The sequence below is a fragment of the Pseudomonas sp. Irchel 3F3 genome (genome assembly GCF_900187545.1).
Lineage (GTDB): Bacteria > Pseudomonadota > Gammaproteobacteria > Pseudomonadales > Pseudomonadaceae > Aquipseudomonas > Aquipseudomonas fortuita.
In genome coordinates this window covers 416241-432348 of sequence record NZ_FYDS01000001.1, presented here as the reverse complement: position 1 = coordinate 432348, position 16108 = coordinate 416241, and the positions used below count along the sequence as shown (strand labels likewise).

At 65.0% G+C, this 16108-nt stretch carries 7 protein-coding genes; 5 read left to right on the top strand and 2 right to left on the bottom strand.

Features of this window, described 5'->3' with window-relative positions:
* Positions 1 to 154 precede the first annotated feature (154 nt).
* On the bottom strand, positions 155 to 1045 hold the full coding sequence (locus CKW35_RS01975; RefSeq protein WP_095114894.1) for an alpha/beta fold hydrolase: 891 nt from the start codon (positions 1043 to 1045) through the stop codon (positions 155 to 157).
* 226 nt (positions 1046 to 1271) lie between these two features.
* Here CKW35_RS01975 and CKW35_RS01970 point away from each other — a divergent pair, with 226 nt between their 5' ends.
* On the top strand, positions 1272 to 2516 hold the full coding sequence (locus tag CKW35_RS01970; protein ID WP_016486144.1) for a DUF1835 domain-containing protein: 1245 nt from the start codon (positions 1272 to 1274) through the stop codon (positions 2514 to 2516).
* Positions 2517 to 2678: 162 nt separating this feature from the next.
* Here the strand turns inward: CKW35_RS01970 and CKW35_RS01965 are convergent, their stop codons facing one another.
* A complete protein-coding gene (locus CKW35_RS01965) occupies positions 2679 to 4154 on the bottom strand; it encodes a PLP-dependent aminotransferase family protein (RefSeq protein ID WP_016486143.1) in 1476 nt (491 codons plus the stop codon).
* On the opposite strand from CKW35_RS01965, the gene CKW35_RS01960 reads away from it, so the two are divergent.
* The 4 genes from CKW35_RS01960 (at position 4155) to CKW35_RS01945 (ending at position 16070) form a co-directional block, all read left to right on the top strand.
* On the top strand, positions 4155 to 5939 hold the full coding sequence (locus CKW35_RS01960) for an NAD(P)H dependent flavin oxidoreductase family protein (protein WP_095114893.1): 1785 nt from the start codon (positions 4155 to 4157) through the stop codon (positions 5937 to 5939).
* Positions 5911 to 6363, top strand: coding sequence for a GNAT family N-acetyltransferase (locus CKW35_RS01955; protein ID WP_060518579.1), 453 nt, complete (start codon positions 5911 to 5913; stop codon positions 6361 to 6363). Before CKW35_RS01960 ends, CKW35_RS01955 begins: the two co-directional genes overlap by 29 nt.
* A gap of 231 nt (positions 6364 to 6594) precedes the next feature.
* Positions 6595 to 15252, top strand: a complete 8658-nt coding sequence (locus CKW35_RS01950; protein WP_095114892.1) for a GH36-type glycosyl hydrolase domain-containing protein — start codon at positions 6595 to 6597, stop codon at positions 15250 to 15252.
* Positions 15253 to 15344: 92 nt separating this feature from the next.
* A complete protein-coding gene (locus tag CKW35_RS01945) occupies positions 15345 to 16070 on the top strand; it encodes a Crp/Fnr family transcriptional regulator (RefSeq protein WP_095114891.1) in 726 nt (241 codons plus the stop codon).
* Positions 16071 to 16108: the final 38 nt, after the last annotated feature.

Genomic DNA, 16108 nt, shown 5'->3' with positions numbered 1-16108 from the left:
CGGGCAGTACTCCTTATTGGCACCACTTCTGGTCGAAATTCGACGGTGGGTGTGCTGCTATCGGAGGTACCGGCGCAGGCTTGAGGCGCAGGAAGCAGGTTATGGGCGATAACCGAACAGATGTTGCCGGGCGCAGGCTGCGCCGCGGCCAACCTCAGCGATCGAGGAAATTGACTACCGTCTGCGCGAAGGCCTGCGGTTGGTCCAGCATGACGAAGTGGAAGCTGCCATCGATACGTTTGAAGCTGATGTTTCGCGTCCCGGCATAGGCGTTTGCGAAGGTTGCATCGACGCTGGTAGCGGGTATGCCATACAAGGGGTCATAGGCATAGACGACCTGCACCGGCGCCTGGATATCGCCAAGCTCCGGGCGCAGGTCGGTGGTCATCAGTTCATAGGTAGCGTCGGCTACCGCCTTGCGGTCCGAGCGCAGCGCGGCCTCTACCAATGCGGGCCTGGCCGCAGCGGTCTTGGCCAGCCGGTCAATGGCCGCACGCTGCATGGCTTCGGCCTGCGCTGCCGGGGCCAGCAGCATCCCATCACGGAATGTGGCAGCCTGGGGTGCAGCCGTTTCGGCAGTGGCCGTGGGGTCCATCAATAACGTGTAAAACGGCAGCGCATCGACAACCATCAGCCGCCCGACCTGCTCCGGGTGGCGTGCGCCAAGCATCAGCGCCACCTCACCGCCCAGCGAATGGCCAATGATGGCCGGCGCCTCAAGGCGCTGGCTACGGATATAGTCAGCAACCGCCTCGGCTACAGGAGCGGCCACGCGCCCGTCCACAGCGGGCACGGCAGGCGAGCCGGCAAAGCCTGCAACCTGCACAAGGTGCAGGCGATGCTGCTGGCGCAGTGTGCTGGCGAGCCCCGCCCAAACCTCACGGGAAGAGGCCAGCCCGGGGATCAGGATGACGTCCGGCCCGGTGCCCTCGATCTTTACCGAAATACGTTCGCCCGCTACAGGCACTGGCTGGCTTGGCGCAGCCAATGCCGAGCCCAGCGACAAGCTGGTCCCGATTGCTGCAAGCAGGGTGCGTATGCGCATGGTCGCCATTCCTTTGACTTCAACGGAGAAAAGCCCGCCACTATAAAGCGCACGGCAACCCATGGGAAAACTATCATTTGCAACCCGCTGCGCTACACCGTTAAAGTCGGGGCCTGGGCGCCGGCTGCGCCTGCGGTCCGCGCAAAGGGGTTGCCCGAGCCATGCTTCACTCCATTTCCATACCAGCTCCCGGCTTGTCGGCGGACCGAGCCCCAAAGGAGTTGGCATGCCCGCCATCAATGCTTCCCGCCACCACGGCTTGCTCGACCTGCCCGCCTTGCGCAAACGCGCCAAGCGCTTGCTGACCGAACTGAAAACCCACCAAGCCGACGACACCCGCGAGCAATTGCGCACGCTTGGCCTGCCCGGCCCCGACTACCGGCTTGCCGATACCCAATGGCTGGTGGCCCGCGAGGCCGGTTTTGCCAGCTGGCCCAAGCTCAAGGCCCATGCCGATGCCGTGGCTTTTGCAGCACGCCACCCCGGTTTTTCTGCCGATGACGAGGCTAACGTGCAGCACTGGCGCTGCGGCAACGACATCGCCCACAGCTTGCGCACCGCCGGGTTTGCCGGCGCTTTCCAGATGTTCGACGACCCCATGGTGATGGGGCCTGTACCGGCACTGCCTGATGAGCAGTACTGGCAGGTTCGCAGCGCCTACGTTCAACAAGCGTTCCGGCTGAGCCCCCAAGACCTTGAACAGCGCCAGGCAGCACAACGTAGCGCATTGGCAGGGCTTAACCGCGACAGCGAAATTGTGCTGTGGTGCGAGGCCGACGCTTACGACCAGCTGTTCCTGATTCGCGTACTCGCCAGCCTGCCTGGCCTGCCGCGTCGGCTGGAGCTGATCGAAATTGACCAGGTGCCCGGCATCGAGCGCTTTATCGGCATTGGGCAACTGGCCCCCGACCTGCTGGCTTGGTTGTGGCCGCAACGTCGCGCGCTGGGTGAGGATGCACTCGCCCTGGCCCGCGAGGCATGGGCGGCCTACACCGCACCCAATCCAAAAGGCTGGGCGAGCCTCGCTGGCCACGCACACCCGGCCTTGCCGTTGCTGGGCGGGGCATTGGCGCGCCAGCTGCAGGAGCTACCGGGGGCACATGACGGTTTGAGCCTTACCGAACGCCTGCTGCTGCGCGTGCTGGCTTCACGCGGCGCGCTACCGGCCGGCCGCGTGTTTGGCCAGTTGATGATGCAGGATGACCCGCTGCCTTACCTCGGTGACCAGATGTTCCATGTGCTGCTGCAGCCGTTGATCCACGCGCCACACCCGCTGCTGGTTGAAGGCCCGGGAGAAGCTTGGGCGCAGCGACTGCTGCGGCTGACGCCGCTTGCCGAGCAAGTGCTTGCAGGCAAGGCCCACTGGCTGGATCACAACCCTGCGCAGCGCTGGGTTGGCGGGGTGCTGGTGGATGCGGCTGACAGGCCTTGGGTAGTGACCGAACAAGGCGAGGTGTGGCAACGCCGATAACCTGCTCAACCGCAGGGCCGCTGTGCGGCCCTGCGCCGGCAAGCCAGCTCCCACCTGGACCGCATTGACCTCAGGTCTTGCATGAATGCTGTGGGGGCTGGCTTGCCGGCGATGAGGCCAGTCCAGGCGGCACCAGACAATTGAATCCCCGTGGTCGTGACATCACCTTTCTGCTGCCTGCGCCAGGCGCTGGGTGGCCTGCCGGAGCTCATCGACATCCAGCGAAGCAAAACCCAGGCGCAAGGCATTCTCGGCATGACCAAACGGCGAGAACTGGCGACCGCTGCGCACCACCAGGTCCAGCTCCAGTGCCTTGTCGACCAACTGATCCACATTGATCGTGTCGGCAAACCGCACCCACAGCGCCAGCCCACCTTCCGGCTCCTGCACGGTAATCTGCTCGCCAAACGCATCGTGCAGGCAAGCCAACAGGGTCTGCCGACGCCGACGGTACTCGCGGTTGACCCGGCGCAAGTGCTTCTTCAGCTCGCCATCATTGATCAAGTCCGCCAGCATCCGCTGCATCACCGCATCGCCCTGCCCCAGGGTCAGCGTCGCCCTGCGCTCCAGCACTGCCGTTACCTCCACCGGTGCGACGATATAACTGCAACGGAACGTGCTGCCCAAGGGCTTGGACAGTGTGCCGATGTAAATCACATGCCGCTGCTGCCGGTCGCTGGCCAAAGGCAGATAGGGCCGCCCGGAAAAGTGGTACTCGTAATCGTAGTCTTCCTCGACCACGCAGAAATCGTGCAGCCGCGCCAGCTCCAGCAACTGCTGCCGGCGCCCGGCTGGCAAGCTGACCGTGGTCGGAAACTGGTGATGGGGCGTCAAATACATCATCCGCACCTTGTGCTGCCGGCACAGGGCATCGATCTGGTCCACCCGGCAACCCTCATGGTCCAGGTCCACGGTCACCAGTCGGGCCCCCAGCTGGCGGAAAATCTCCCACGCCGGCGGATAACTCAGGCGCTCGACCAGCACCGCATCCCCCGGCTTGAGCAACACGCTGGCCAACAGTGATAGTGACATCTGCACACCCTGGGTCAGGCAGATATGCTCGGCGCCAACGTTCAGGCTGCGGTTGTGCCTGAGCATGTCGGCCAAGGCGGCGCGCAGGTAGAGGCTGCTGCAATCACTGCCGTGGCGCACGCTGTTGCTGGCAAAGCTGTTGCGCAGGGCATTGCGGTAATAGCGATGCAGAACAGCCTGGGGCAGCAGGCGATGGTCACAGGCACCGTTGTCGAAGAACAAGGCCTCTGGCCGCCCCTGCTGCGCTGCCGCCCGTTCGTTTGCCTCGAAATAGGCAACGGCGGGCTCCTCTGGCAGCGCCAAGGCGAAGGAGCGCGAGGCGGCGGGCGCCGTGATTGTGCCAGTCGCCAGCTGCTGGCTGACGAAGGTACCCCGGCGCTGCACGCTCTGCAGCCAGCCTTTGGTTTCGGCTTCCTCATAGGCAAGGATCACCGTTTTGCGGTTGACGTTCAGCAGTTGCGCCATCTCCCGCGTGCCCGGCAACGGCGTGCCAGGGCGCAGGCGGCCCTCGCTGATCGCGGCCACCAGGCCTTCGACGATCTGCCGGTATGAAGCCTGCGCGCCATCGAGCCTGAGCAGTGGCTGCCATTTGCGAAGCTGGACCATGTGAATTATCCAAAACTGGAGGTTCTGCTGGTCCTGGACTATAGCAACAATCGAACCTTCAATTGCCCCGAGGTGTTCATGCAAAACCGCCACGTCATCGAATTGTCGCCCTCGGGCAAAACCTTCGAAACCCGCCAGGAACTGCTGCTCGACGCCATGCTCGCCAGCGGCCTGCCGGTACCGTTCTCCTGCCGCCGCGGCGCCTGCGGGTCCTGCAAGGTCAAAGTCGTGTCGGGGCGGTATCAGGCCAAGCAGCGAGATGCGGACACCCCCGCGCCCTCCTACCCCCTGGCCGCCGATGAGATGCTGCTGTGCCAGAGCCACGCCTGCAGCGACATGCGCCTGGAGATCCCCGGCTGGTCGCTGGACGCCCCGTCGCTGGCGTTTCACGCACAGGTTCACAGCAAGCGCGAACTCAGTGCAGATATCGTCGAACTGGTGCTGCAACCGGCTCAACCACTGGAAGTGCGGGCCGGCCAATACGTGAGATTTCGGCTCGACAACGGTGACAGCCGCTGCTTCTCCATCGCCAACCTGCCCGCTCAGGATCAGGGGCAACTGGTGTTTCACATCCGTAAGGTCAGCGGCGGCGTGTTCACCGAAGGCCTGCTGCCCACCCTGCAAGCAGGCGCTGTACTGAAGCTTGAGGGGCCGGTGGGCGCCTGTACCTGGCAGCATGAAGACCAACGCCCGCTGGTGCTGTTCGCCACCGGCACAGGTTACGCCGGCATCAAGCCATTACTGCTGACGGCCATGGCCCACGCTGCCGAGGTCACGCTGTACTGGGGTGGTTCATCGACGGCGGACTTCTATGACCGCGCGTTTCTCGAACAGGCCAGCCTTGAATACCCCCACTTTCGCTGGCACCCGGTGCTCTCGGCTGAGGCACGCGTGCAGCAGGTGGCGCTGGGCCAGGCGCATCGGTGGGCCGACACCCAGGTCTACGCGTGCGGTAATGCCACGATGATCAGCCAGGCCCGCGAGCAATGCCTCGCCGCAGGCGTGCCACCCCACCGTTTTGTCGCGGAGGCCTTTGTCGCCAGCGGCGCACTGGCGCCCCAGCTTTCAACCGCCAACACACTGCACCCAGAGCTGGAAAAGGTCGGCCCGCGTTACTCACTGGATGGCATGCTCGCTGCCCGCGAGCAGTCAGTACGGGCCGTGGCCGCGATCGCCAGCCAATTGCACGTCGGCATGACCACCGCCCAGGCACTGGAGATGGCGGCGCAAACACTGCAGGCAATGGGCGCGTCCCACACCTGGCACCCCACCTACATCCGCTTTGGCGACGACACCGTACGTACACCGCGCCAAGGCATCGACCCGGATCGTGTATTACGTACTACGGACATTGTCGTGGTCGATGTCGGCCCGGTTTGGGATGGCTACGAAGGCGACTATGGCGACACCTTCGTGTTTGGCCAGCACGAGCTGCACCACGCCTGCGTCAAGGCACTGCACGCGGTGTTCGACGAAACCCGCCTGGCGTGGGGCCGTGGGTTGACCGGACGCGAGCTCTATGACTTCGCCGAACGCAGTGCCCAGGCCAAGGGCTGGCAGCTGGAACGCAACCTGGCCGGGCATCGCGTCGCCGACTTCCCGCACGTACTGTATGGCCAGGACAAGCTGGCCGAGGTGGAAATCGTCCCGAGCGAAGTGGTGTGGGTACTGGAAATACAGTTGTGCCACCCCACCGAACCGATCGGGGCGTTTTTCGAAGACATCCTGATTACGTTTACAGACATGGACGAGCAATATGCAAATACGCAACCTCACCCCCGATGACCTCCCCCACGTCAGCGCCTTGTGCCTGGACGCCTTCACGCAGGCGGTCGCACCCTCGCTGTCTGCGCAGGGTGTCGAAACCTTCACCAGGGTGGCAGCGCCACAAGCCTTTGCCGAGCGCATGCAAGGTGACAACCTGATGCTCGCCTGTGTCGCGCAGGGCGCTATCGCGGGGCTGATCGAGCTCAAGGAAGGCCGCCACGTTGCGATGCTGTTCATTGCTCCGGGCTGGCAACGCCAGGGCATCGGCACGCGCCTGATGAATGCAGCGCTGGAACATGCCCGGGTTGACGTGGTGACGGTCAAGGCGTCGTTGTCTTCGGTGCCGGCCTACCAACGCTACGGTTTCACCCTGGCAGGCGAAGTGGGCGAATTTGAGGGACTGGTCTACCAGCCAATGGAAAAGCGCCTGCCGACAGTGTAGGCGCGCCCGTGTGGCGCAGGGATGCCTGGCTTTCAGCTGATGCGGGCATTGCTGCCCCTGCCGGATGGGCAGGCATGAAAGCACCGCGCGCCATGGCAAAAGGGTGCAGGGATTGCGGGGATTCAGCATAGGCGCAGCGCCGTGGCGGGTCTGTTCGCTAACGTACAGACGCTGCCAGGGCAACCGCCGCAGACTGAGTGCTGAAAGGCCAGATCGGCAACCCGGCACACCATGGACAATCCTTGGCTACGCGCACGCAGCTACCTTCGACGCCTGTACGCCCACGCGGGGCGCTGGCGTTCACCCCGGCATACCTTCACCTATGAAAGCCTGCTGCGCTCGGAGCTGTACAACGCCGACCAGATGGCCGAGCACGGCCTGCGGCTGGCCCAGCAGCACCACTTGAGCCTGCGGGCGGCCAACGACGCCCTGCTGGACCGCCTGGCCGACAACGAACGCATGCTCTCTGCCAGTTGCACTGCCCTCGCAGGCGCCCTGCCCAGCTCCCGGCCAGCGTTACCGGCCGCGCAGTGGTTGCTCGACAACTTTTACCTGGTCGAAACCCATATCCGCATTGCCAAGCACGACCTGCCGGCCAACTACAGCCTGCAGTTGCCACAACTGGACAACGGCCCTTCGACCGGCCTGCCGCGTGTCTACGACATTGCCCTGGAAACCATTTCCCACGGTGACGGGCGCATCGACGCGGAAAGCTTCAGTCGTTTCGTCGAGGCTTATCAGCAGGCCTGCACCCTGACCCTGGGTGAGCTCTGGGCCATCCCGATCATGCTGCGCCTGGCCCTGATAGAAAACCTGCGCCGTGTGGCGGCCCGGGTCATGGCCAACTGGGCTGACCGCGACCTGGCCAATGTCTGGGCCGACCGGCTTGGCGAAACCGCCGAGCGCGACGCCAAGAGCGTGGTACTGGTGGTTGCCGACATGGCCCGCTCGCAACCGCCGATGACCGCTGCCTTCGTCGCCGAACTGGCCAGGCGGCTGCAGGGCCACAGTGCCTCTCTGACCCAGCCGCTGCTGTGGGTGGAACAGATGCTCAGCGAGTCGGCGCGCAGCATCGAAGGCCATGTGCAGCTCGATGCCCAGCAGCAGGCCATCGACCAGGTGTCCATCAGCAACAGCATCGGCAGCCTGCGCCTGCTGTCGACCATCGACTGGAAGCTGTTCGTCGAGCAACTGAGCCATGTCGAACAAGCGCTGAACCGCGACCCTACGGGCATTTACCCCGCCATGGACTTCACCAGCCGTGACCACTACCGGCACAGCGTCGAGCGCCTGGCGCGCCATAGCGCATTCAGCGAGGTCGCGGTGGCGCGCACGGCCATCGAACTGGCCCAGGCAGCAGGCACCGCGCCGGGCGAACCGGCTGAGCATGTGGGTTTCTACCTGGTGGGGGGCGGCCTGCCGTTGCTGGAACAGCGCCTGGCCGTACGGGTGCCGCTGGCCGAGCGCTGGCAACGCCTGCTGCACCGGGCGCCGCTGGCGTTCTACCTTGTGCCTGTAACACTGCTGTCCTGCCTGCTGGCGTGGGGCTTCATGCGCGCCATTGACCAGGAGGGCTGGCCTTTGGCAGTGCTGGCCGCCATGGCCCTGCCGGTTCTGCTGAGCACCAGCCGTCTGGCCATCGGCCTGGTGAACTGGCTGGTGACACTGACCGTCAAACCCTCCTTCCTGCCAAGGCTGGACTACACCACCGGTATTCCCGCAGACGCCCTCACGCTGGTGGTGGTGCCCACCCTGCTGGCCAATGCCGGCGATGTCGAAGAGCTGGTCGAAGGGCTGGAAGTACGCTTTCTGGCCAACCGTGACGAGCACCTGCACTTTGCCCTGCTCAGCGATTTCATGGATGCCCGTGAACAAAGCCGGCCCGAGGATGAGGCGCTGCTCGAGCAGGCCAGTGAAGGTATCCGGGCCCTCAACCGCAAGTACCCAAGCCCGGGCGGCGCGCGCTTTTATCTGTTTCACCGGCCACGCGTATGGAACGCCGCCGAGCGCTGCTGGATGGGCCGCGAGCGCAAGCGCGGCAAGCTCGCCGAGTTGAACGCGGTGCTGCGCGGGCACGGCCACGCGTGCTTCATGGGTATTGTCGGCGACCTGCAAGCACTCGGCCATGTGCGCTATGTGATCACCCTGGACACCGACACCCAATTGCCTCGCGGTGCCGCACAGCAATTCGTTGGTGCCATGCAGCACCCTCTGAACCGCCCACGGTTCGACGCGCACACGGGGCGGGTCCAGGCAGGCTACGCCATCCTGCAACCGCGGGTAGGCATCAGCCTGCCCAGCGTGTCGCGCTCGCGCTATGCGCGCCTGTTTGGCAGTGACGCCGGTGTCGACCCCTACACACGGGCCGTTTCGGATGTTTATCAGGACCTGTTTCTCAGCGGCTCCTTCATTGGCAAAGGCATCTATGCGGTGGACGCCTTCGAGCAGTCGCTGGAGGGCCGTTTTCCCGACAACCGTGTACTTAGCCACGACCTGATCGAAGGGTGTTACGCGCATTCGGGCCTGCTCAGCGATGTGCAACTGTTCGAAACCTATCCGGCCCGCTACAGTGCCGACAGCAAGCGCCGACACCGCTGGATACGCGGCGACTGGCAACTGCTGCCGTGGCTGGTGCCGTGGCTGGTGCCGTGGCTGCACACGGGCAGCCACAGCGTGGCGCAAAGCCCGCTCAGCGCCTTGTCGCGCTGGAAGATTTTCGACAACCTGCGCCGCAGCCTTGAGCCGGCGGCGCTGCTGGCCCTGCTGCTGTGGGGTTGGCTGGCCAGTGCTACGCCGCTCGCCTGGACGCTGGCCCTGCTGGCCTTGTTGCTGACGCGGCCAGTGCTGGATTCGCTGCTCGAAGTGCTGGGCAAGGCCACCGATGTACCTCTGTCAGAGCACCTGCTGGCCGCTTTGCGCACCTCGGGTACCTACTTCGTGCGCGCCGGCCTGTCGCTGGCCTGGTTACCCTTCGAGACCTGGTACAGCCTGGATGCCATCCTTCGCACCTTGTGGCGGCTGGCGGTCAGCAAACGAAGCCTGCTGCAATGGAACCCCTCGCGCGAGGACGAACGCAGCAGTGCAGATACCTTGCAGGCAGTGTATCGCGAGCAATGGGGGCAACCGGCCCTGGTGGCGGTGCTGACCGGTGCCTTGGCGATGCAGCCGATGGTACTGCTGATGGCCTCGCCGATCCTTGCGCTGTGGTTGCTCGGCCCGGCGCTGGCCTGGTGGCTCAGCCGCCCGAGTGCCCTGACCGCCCTCATGCCCGGCGCCGAAGACATGGTCTTCCTGCATCGCCTCGCCCGCGCCAACTGGGCCTTCTTCGACCGCTACGTCTGCCCTGCCGACAACTGGCTGCCCCCCGACAACATCCAGGCACCGCCCTTCGCCAGCATCGCTCACCGCACCTCCCCAACCAACATGGGCATGGCCCTGCTCTCGCACCTGGCGGCACATGACTTCGGCTACCTCAGTACGGGCCGCCTGTTCGAGCGCCTGGCCTGCATGCTTGACAGCATGGCCCGCCTGGAACGCTTCAAAGGGCACTTCTACAACTGGTACGACACCCAGACCCTCAAACCATTGCCACCGCTGTATGTCTCCAGCGTGGACAGCGGCAACCTGGCCGCCCTGCTGCTGACGCTCAGGCCCGGCCTGCTGGAAATGGCCGACACATCCCTGCTCGACCGGCGACTGACCCAGGGGTTGCTCGACACCTTCGACACGCTGCTGGCCGCCTATGCCCGCACAAGCGCGGACACCCAACCGATCACGGCCCTGCGCGAGCAGGTGCGGCTCGCTCATGGACAAGTGGGCGACGTATACGCCACGCTGTTGCCGATGCTGGTCGAACAGTTGCAGCCGCTGATCACGCAACGGGCTGCCTTGGCGCCTGGCACAGAAGCTGCCGACGATTGTACGTTCTGGCTGAATGCCCTGAATGAGCAATGCCTGGACCTGAACCGCGAACTGCAGCAGCTGCAATTGCCCCCCGGTAACGATCAGGCCCCCCACGCTCCGCTGACCTGGCGCCAGCTGGCACAGCTTGACGCAGACCAGTGGCCGCCCCCCGAGCGCCTGGCGGTGGCCAACGTCCGGGCAGTTGCCCGCCAGCGCATCGCCCAGGCACACGCCTTGGCCAACCGCATTGACGCGTTGGCCAGCATGGACTTCACCTTCCTGTACGACAGCCACCGCGACCTGTTCGCCATCGGCTACAACGCCGACGAACACCGCCTGGACACCGCGTTCTATGACCTGCTGGCATCGGAGATGCGCCTGACCAACTTCGTCGTCATCGCCCAGGGCCAGGTGCCCCAGGACAGCTGGTTCGCCCTCGGCAGGCTGCTCACCAGCAATGCCGGCGTGCCTGTGTTGTTGTCCTGGTCCGGCTCGATGTTCGAGTACCTGATGCCGCTGCTGGTGATGCCGAACTATGAGGGCACACTCCTCGACCAAACCTGTCATGCCGCCGTCAAACGGCAGATCGAACACGGCAAACTGTCGGGCCTGCCCTGGGGTGTCTCGGAATCGGCCTACAACGCGCTGGACGCGCAGTTCAACTACCAGTACCGGGCATTCGGCGTACCAGGGCTTGGCCTCAAGCGTGGCCTGGGAGAAGAGCGCGTGGTGGCGCCCTATGCCAGCGCACTGGCCTTGATGGTGACGCCCGCTGCCGCCTGCCATAACCTGCAGCGGCTGGCCACACTTGGTTTGGCTGGCCGGTTCGGGCTCTACGAGGCCGTGGACTACAGCGAGGCACGCCTGCCCCCCGGGCAAGACGCCGTCGTGATCCGCTCCTTCATGGCCCACCATCAGGGCATGGGTTTTTTGGCCCTGACCGCGTTGCTGCTGAACAAGCCCATGCAACGGCGCTTCGCCTCCGACCCGCGGTTCCAGGCCAGTATGCTGCTGTTGCAGGAGCGCGTGCCGAAAACCGCTGCGCCGTACCTGCATACCCTCCAGGCCCCGGCCGAGGACGCCGCCGAACGCGACCCCGAGGCACGGCTGCGGGTGTTCAAAGAGCCAAACCGGGCCCAACCGGCTGTGCAACTGCTGTCCAACGGCCGTTATCACGTCATGGTCAACCACGTGGGCAGTGGCTACAGCCAGCGCAACACACTGGCGGTGACCCGCTGGCGCGAAGACGCCAGCCGCGACGACCTGGGCAGCTTCTGCTACCTGCGCGATGTCGCCAGCGGCGCCTACTGGTCCACCTCCTACCAGCCAACACGGCACCGCACCAAACTCCAGGAAGCGATCTTCAGCGACGGCCGCGCGGAGTTTCGCGTGCGCGAACACGACTTCGACTGCCATACCGAAATTGCCGTGTCGCCCGAAGACGACATCGAACTGCGACGCCTGCACCTGACCAACCATGGCGACCAGCCCCGCACCCTGGAGCTGACCAGCTACGCCGAAGTGGTATTGGCACCGGCCTTGAGCGATGCCCTGCACCCGGCGTTCAGCAAGCTGTTCATCCAGACCGAACTGATCCGCCCGCTGCAAGCCATTCTGTGCACGCGGCGGCCGCGCTCGCAGCTGGACGCCGTGCCGTGGATGTGCCACGTGCTGGCGGTGCACGGGGCCGACATCGAGGCGTTGTCCTACGAAACCGATCGGGCCCGCTTCATCGGCCGCGGGCGCACCCTGGCGCGGCCGGCGGCCATGGATCAAGACAGCGAGGCGCTGTCCGATAGCGCGGGGGCGGTGCTGGACCCGATCGTGGCCATCCGCTGCCGCATTACCCTGATGCCCGGCCATGCGACCACGGTCGACCTGGTCACAGGCATCGCCGACAGCCGCGACACCTGCCTGCAGCAAGTGGCCAAGTACCGCGACCGGCACTTGGCCGACCGGGTGTTCGACCTCGCCTGGCCGCACAGCCAGGTTTTGTTGCACCAGCTCAACGGCTCGCTGGCCGACGCCAGGCTGTTCGAACAGATGGCCGCCTCGGTGCTGTACCCCAACGCCAGCCTGCGGCCCAACGCAGCGCTGCTGGCCAGCAACCGGCGCAACCAGTCCGGCCTGTGGGGCCAGGGGGTATCGGGCGACTTGCCGATCGTGCTGGTGCAGATCGGCGACCCGGCCAACATTCATCTGGTCAAGCAAATGGTGCTGGCCCATGCCTACTGGCGCCAGAAAGGGCTCGCACTCGACCTGCTGATCTGGAACGAAGACCAGGCCGGTTACCGCCAGCAACTGCAAGACCTGATCATGGGGATCGTCACCTCCGGCAGTGAAGCGGCCCTGCTCGACCGCCCCGGCGGCATTTATGTAAGGCCTGCGCAGCAACTGTCTGCCGAGGACCGGCTGCTGACCTTGTCCGTCGCCCGGCTGGTGCTTGACGACACGCTCGGCACGCTGGAAGAGCAACTGCAGCTGCGCCGTCAGCCAAAGGTCCCGGCGGCTGTTCAAGCCAACCCTGCCAGCCGCCGACCGGCACCTGCCAACCCCTCACCGACCGAACAAACCACGGTGATGCTGGGCAATCGCTATGGCGGGTTCAGCGCCGACGGCCGCGAGTACGTCATTGCGCTGCTACCCGGCTCACCGCCACCCGCGCCATGGGTCAACATCCTGGCCAACCCGCAGTTCGGCAGCGTGCTCTCCGAGGCCGGCAGCGCTTACACCTGGTACGAAAACGCCCACGAGTACCGCTTGACGCCCTGGCACAACGACCCCGTTACCGACGCCAGTGGTGAAACCTTCTACCTGCGCGACGAGGATACCGGCGAGTACTGGTCACCGACGCCGCAGCCCTGCCCAGGCCCTGGCCGTTACTGCACCCGCCACGGCTTTGGCTACAGCGTGTTCGAATATGTCGAACAAGACCTGCGCAGCGAGCTCTGGGTGCATGTGGCGCAGGATGCGCCGGTCAAGTTCAGCCGGCTCAAAGTGCACAACACGTCAGCACGGGTACGCCGCTTGTCGGTGACCTGCTTCGTCGAGTGGGTGCTGGGCGACCTGCCTGGCAAAACCGCCATGCACGTGGTCAGTGAGACCGACCCTTTCAGCGGCGCGCTGTTCGCCCGCAACAGCTACTCGGTGGAATTCTCCACGCACGTGGCGTTTCTCGATTGCGACCTGCCGATACAGGGCCTGACCTGTGATCGCGGCGAATTCCTGGGGCGCAACGGCGATTGCCAGGCGCCTTTGGGCATGCGCCAGTCACGGCTGTCGGGGCGGACCGGCGGCGGTCTGGACCCCTGCGCGGCATTGCAAGTGGCGCTGCAGCTGGAGCCTGGCGAAAGCCGGGAGGTGGTGTTCCGCCTGGGCGCCGCCCGGGACACCCGCGCCGCCACCCGCTGCGTCCAGCAATACCGGGGGTTGCAGGCCGCCATGGACGAGTTCGACAAGGTCAGCGCCTACTGGCGACGCACACTGGACACCGTGCAGATCGAGACCCCGGAACCTGCACTGGATGTGCTGGCCAACGGCTGGTTGATGTACCAGGTGATCGCCTGCCGGTTCTGGGCGCGCAGTGGCTTCTACCAGTCCGGCGGTGCCATCGGTTTTCGCGACCAGCTGCAGGACAGCATGGCCATGGTCCATGCCGCGCCGGCGGCGGCGCGCCAGCACCTGCTGGCCTGCGCTGCGCGTCAGTATGTCGAAGGCGACGTGCAGCACTGGTGGCACCCACCGTTGCAGCGCGGGGTGCGTACCCGCTGCTCCGATGACCTGCTGTGGCTGCCGCTTGCCGCCAGCCGCTACGTAGAGGCCACCGGGGACTATGCTGTGCTTGACGAGCCGGTCGGTTATCTGGAAGGTCGCGCACTAAACGCCGGGGAAGAATCCTACTATGACCTGCCTGGCCACTCGGCCCTGGTCGAGGGCCTGTACCAGCATTGTCAGCGTGCCCTCGGCCACGCCTTGCAGTGCGGGGCACACGGCCTGCCGTTGATGGGCAGTGGCGACTGGAACGACGGCATGAACAGGGTCGGCGAACAAGGGCAAGGCGAAAGCGTGTGGCTTGGCTTCTTTGGCCACGAGGTGCTGCGGGCATTCGGCTGCGTCGCCTTGCGCCAGGGCGACAGCGCCTTTGCGCTGCGCTGCACCACCCAGGCCGCCGCACTCGCCGAAAAACTGGAAGCGCACGCCTGGGACGGCGGCTGGTATCGCCGCGCCTGGTTCGACGATGGCCAGGTACTGGGCTCGGCGAGCAACCAGGAATGCCGCATCGACTCGCTGTCGCAGAGCTGGGCAGTGCTGTCGGGTGTTGCTTCGCCCGAACGAGCCCGCCTGGCCATGGCGGCGCTGGACAGCCACCTGGTACGCCGTGACATCGGCATCGTCAAACTGCTCGACCCACCCTTCGACCAGGGCCACCTGGACCCTGGCTACATCAAGGGCTACCTGCCAGGGGTGCGTGAAAACGGCGGGCAGTACACCCATGCGGCCATCTGGGCGAGCATGGCCTACGCGCAGCTGGGCGACGCTGACAAGGCCTGGGAACTGCTGCGCCTGATCAACCCGGTGCGCCAGGGCAGCGACGCGTTGATCGATACCTACAAGGTCGAGCCCTATGTGATGGCCGCCGACGTCTATGCGGTTGCGCCCCACGCCGGGCGGGGTGGCTGGAGCTGGTACACCGGCTCTGCCGGCTGGATGTACCGCTTGATCGTCGAAAGCCTGCTGGGCCTGCAACGCAGTGGCGACACCCTGCGCCTGCAACCGTTGCTGCCGGCAGGCTGGCCGGGTTATGTCCTGCATTACCGGTTTGGTAGCACCTACTACCGCATCGAGGTACGCAACGGCAACGGTAGCGAACTGAGCCTGAGCCTGGACGGCGAACGGCTTGTCGAACCCAAGCTGCGGCTGAAGGATGACAGATGCGAGCACCACGTCATTGCCGAGTGCCGGGGCTGCTCCTTGCCTGCCATCTGAACCGTTGGGCGCGTCACGGCCGCACTTGCGCAAGCCTTGGCCCAGCTAGGCTAATCTTGTTGCCACAGCCGCTGCCATCGATGGTCCCACGCATGCAACACACGGTAAAACCCCAACACAACCACTTGCTGGCTGCCCTGTCGCCAGAGGCGTTCAGCCGTTTGGCGCCGGACCTGGAGCACGTCAACCTGCCCCTGGGCAAGGCACTGTACGAGTCCGGCGATAGCCTGCGCCATGTCCACTTCCCGGTCGATGCCATCGTTTCGCTGCTGTACGTGATGGAAAACGGCGCCTCAGCCGAAATTTCCGTGGTTGGTAATGAAGGGGTGGTTGGCATCGCCGTGTTCATGGGCGGCGAAAGCACGCCCAGCCGGGCCATCGTGCAAAGCGCCGGGCATGCCTACCGTCTGCCCGTGCAAAAGATCAAGGACGAGTTCAACCGCCATGGCGAATTGATGACCTTGATGCTGCGTTACACCCAGGCACTGATCACCCAGATGGCACAAACAGCGGTGTGTAATCGACATCACTCCATCGACCAACAATTGTGCCGCTGGCTATTGTTGTCGCTCGACCGCCTGCCGGGCGACCGCCTGTGCATGACCCAGGAACTGATCGCCAACATGCTGGGCGTGCGCCGCGAAGGTGTGACCGACGCCGCCGGCAAGTTGCAGCGCCTGGGGGTGATCGAGTACAACCGCGGGCAGATCAGGGTACTGGACCGGGCACGCCTGGAACTGCTGAGCTGCGAATGCTACGCGGTGGTGAAGAAAGAAACCGAGCGACTGCTGCCCTACCTACCGGACACCCAAGGTTGAAGCCTTGGGGGGGCCTTGGGGGGTCAGTCAAACCGATG

Coding starts and splice junctions, on each gene's coding strand:
- CKW35_RS01965 (WP_016486143.1), bottom strand. CDS start 4,154: ATGGTCCAGCTTCGCAAATGGCAGCCACTGCTCAGGCTCGATGGCGCG.
- CKW35_RS01950 (WP_095114892.1), top strand. CDS start 6,595: ATGGACAATCCTTGGCTACGCGCACGCAGCTACCTTCGACGCCTGTAC.
- CKW35_RS01970 (WP_016486144.1), top strand. CDS start 1,272: ATGCCCGCCATCAATGCTTCCCGCCACCACGGCTTGCTCGACCTGCCC.
- CKW35_RS01975 (WP_095114894.1), bottom strand. CDS start 1,045: ATGCGCATACGCACCCTGCTTGCAGCAATCGGGACCAGCTTGTCGCTG.
- CKW35_RS01945 (WP_095114891.1), top strand. CDS start 15,345: ATGCAACACACGGTAAAACCCCAACACAACCACTTGCTGGCTGCCCTG.
- CKW35_RS01955 (WP_060518579.1), top strand. CDS start 5,911: ATGCAAATACGCAACCTCACCCCCGATGACCTCCCCCACGTCAGCGCC.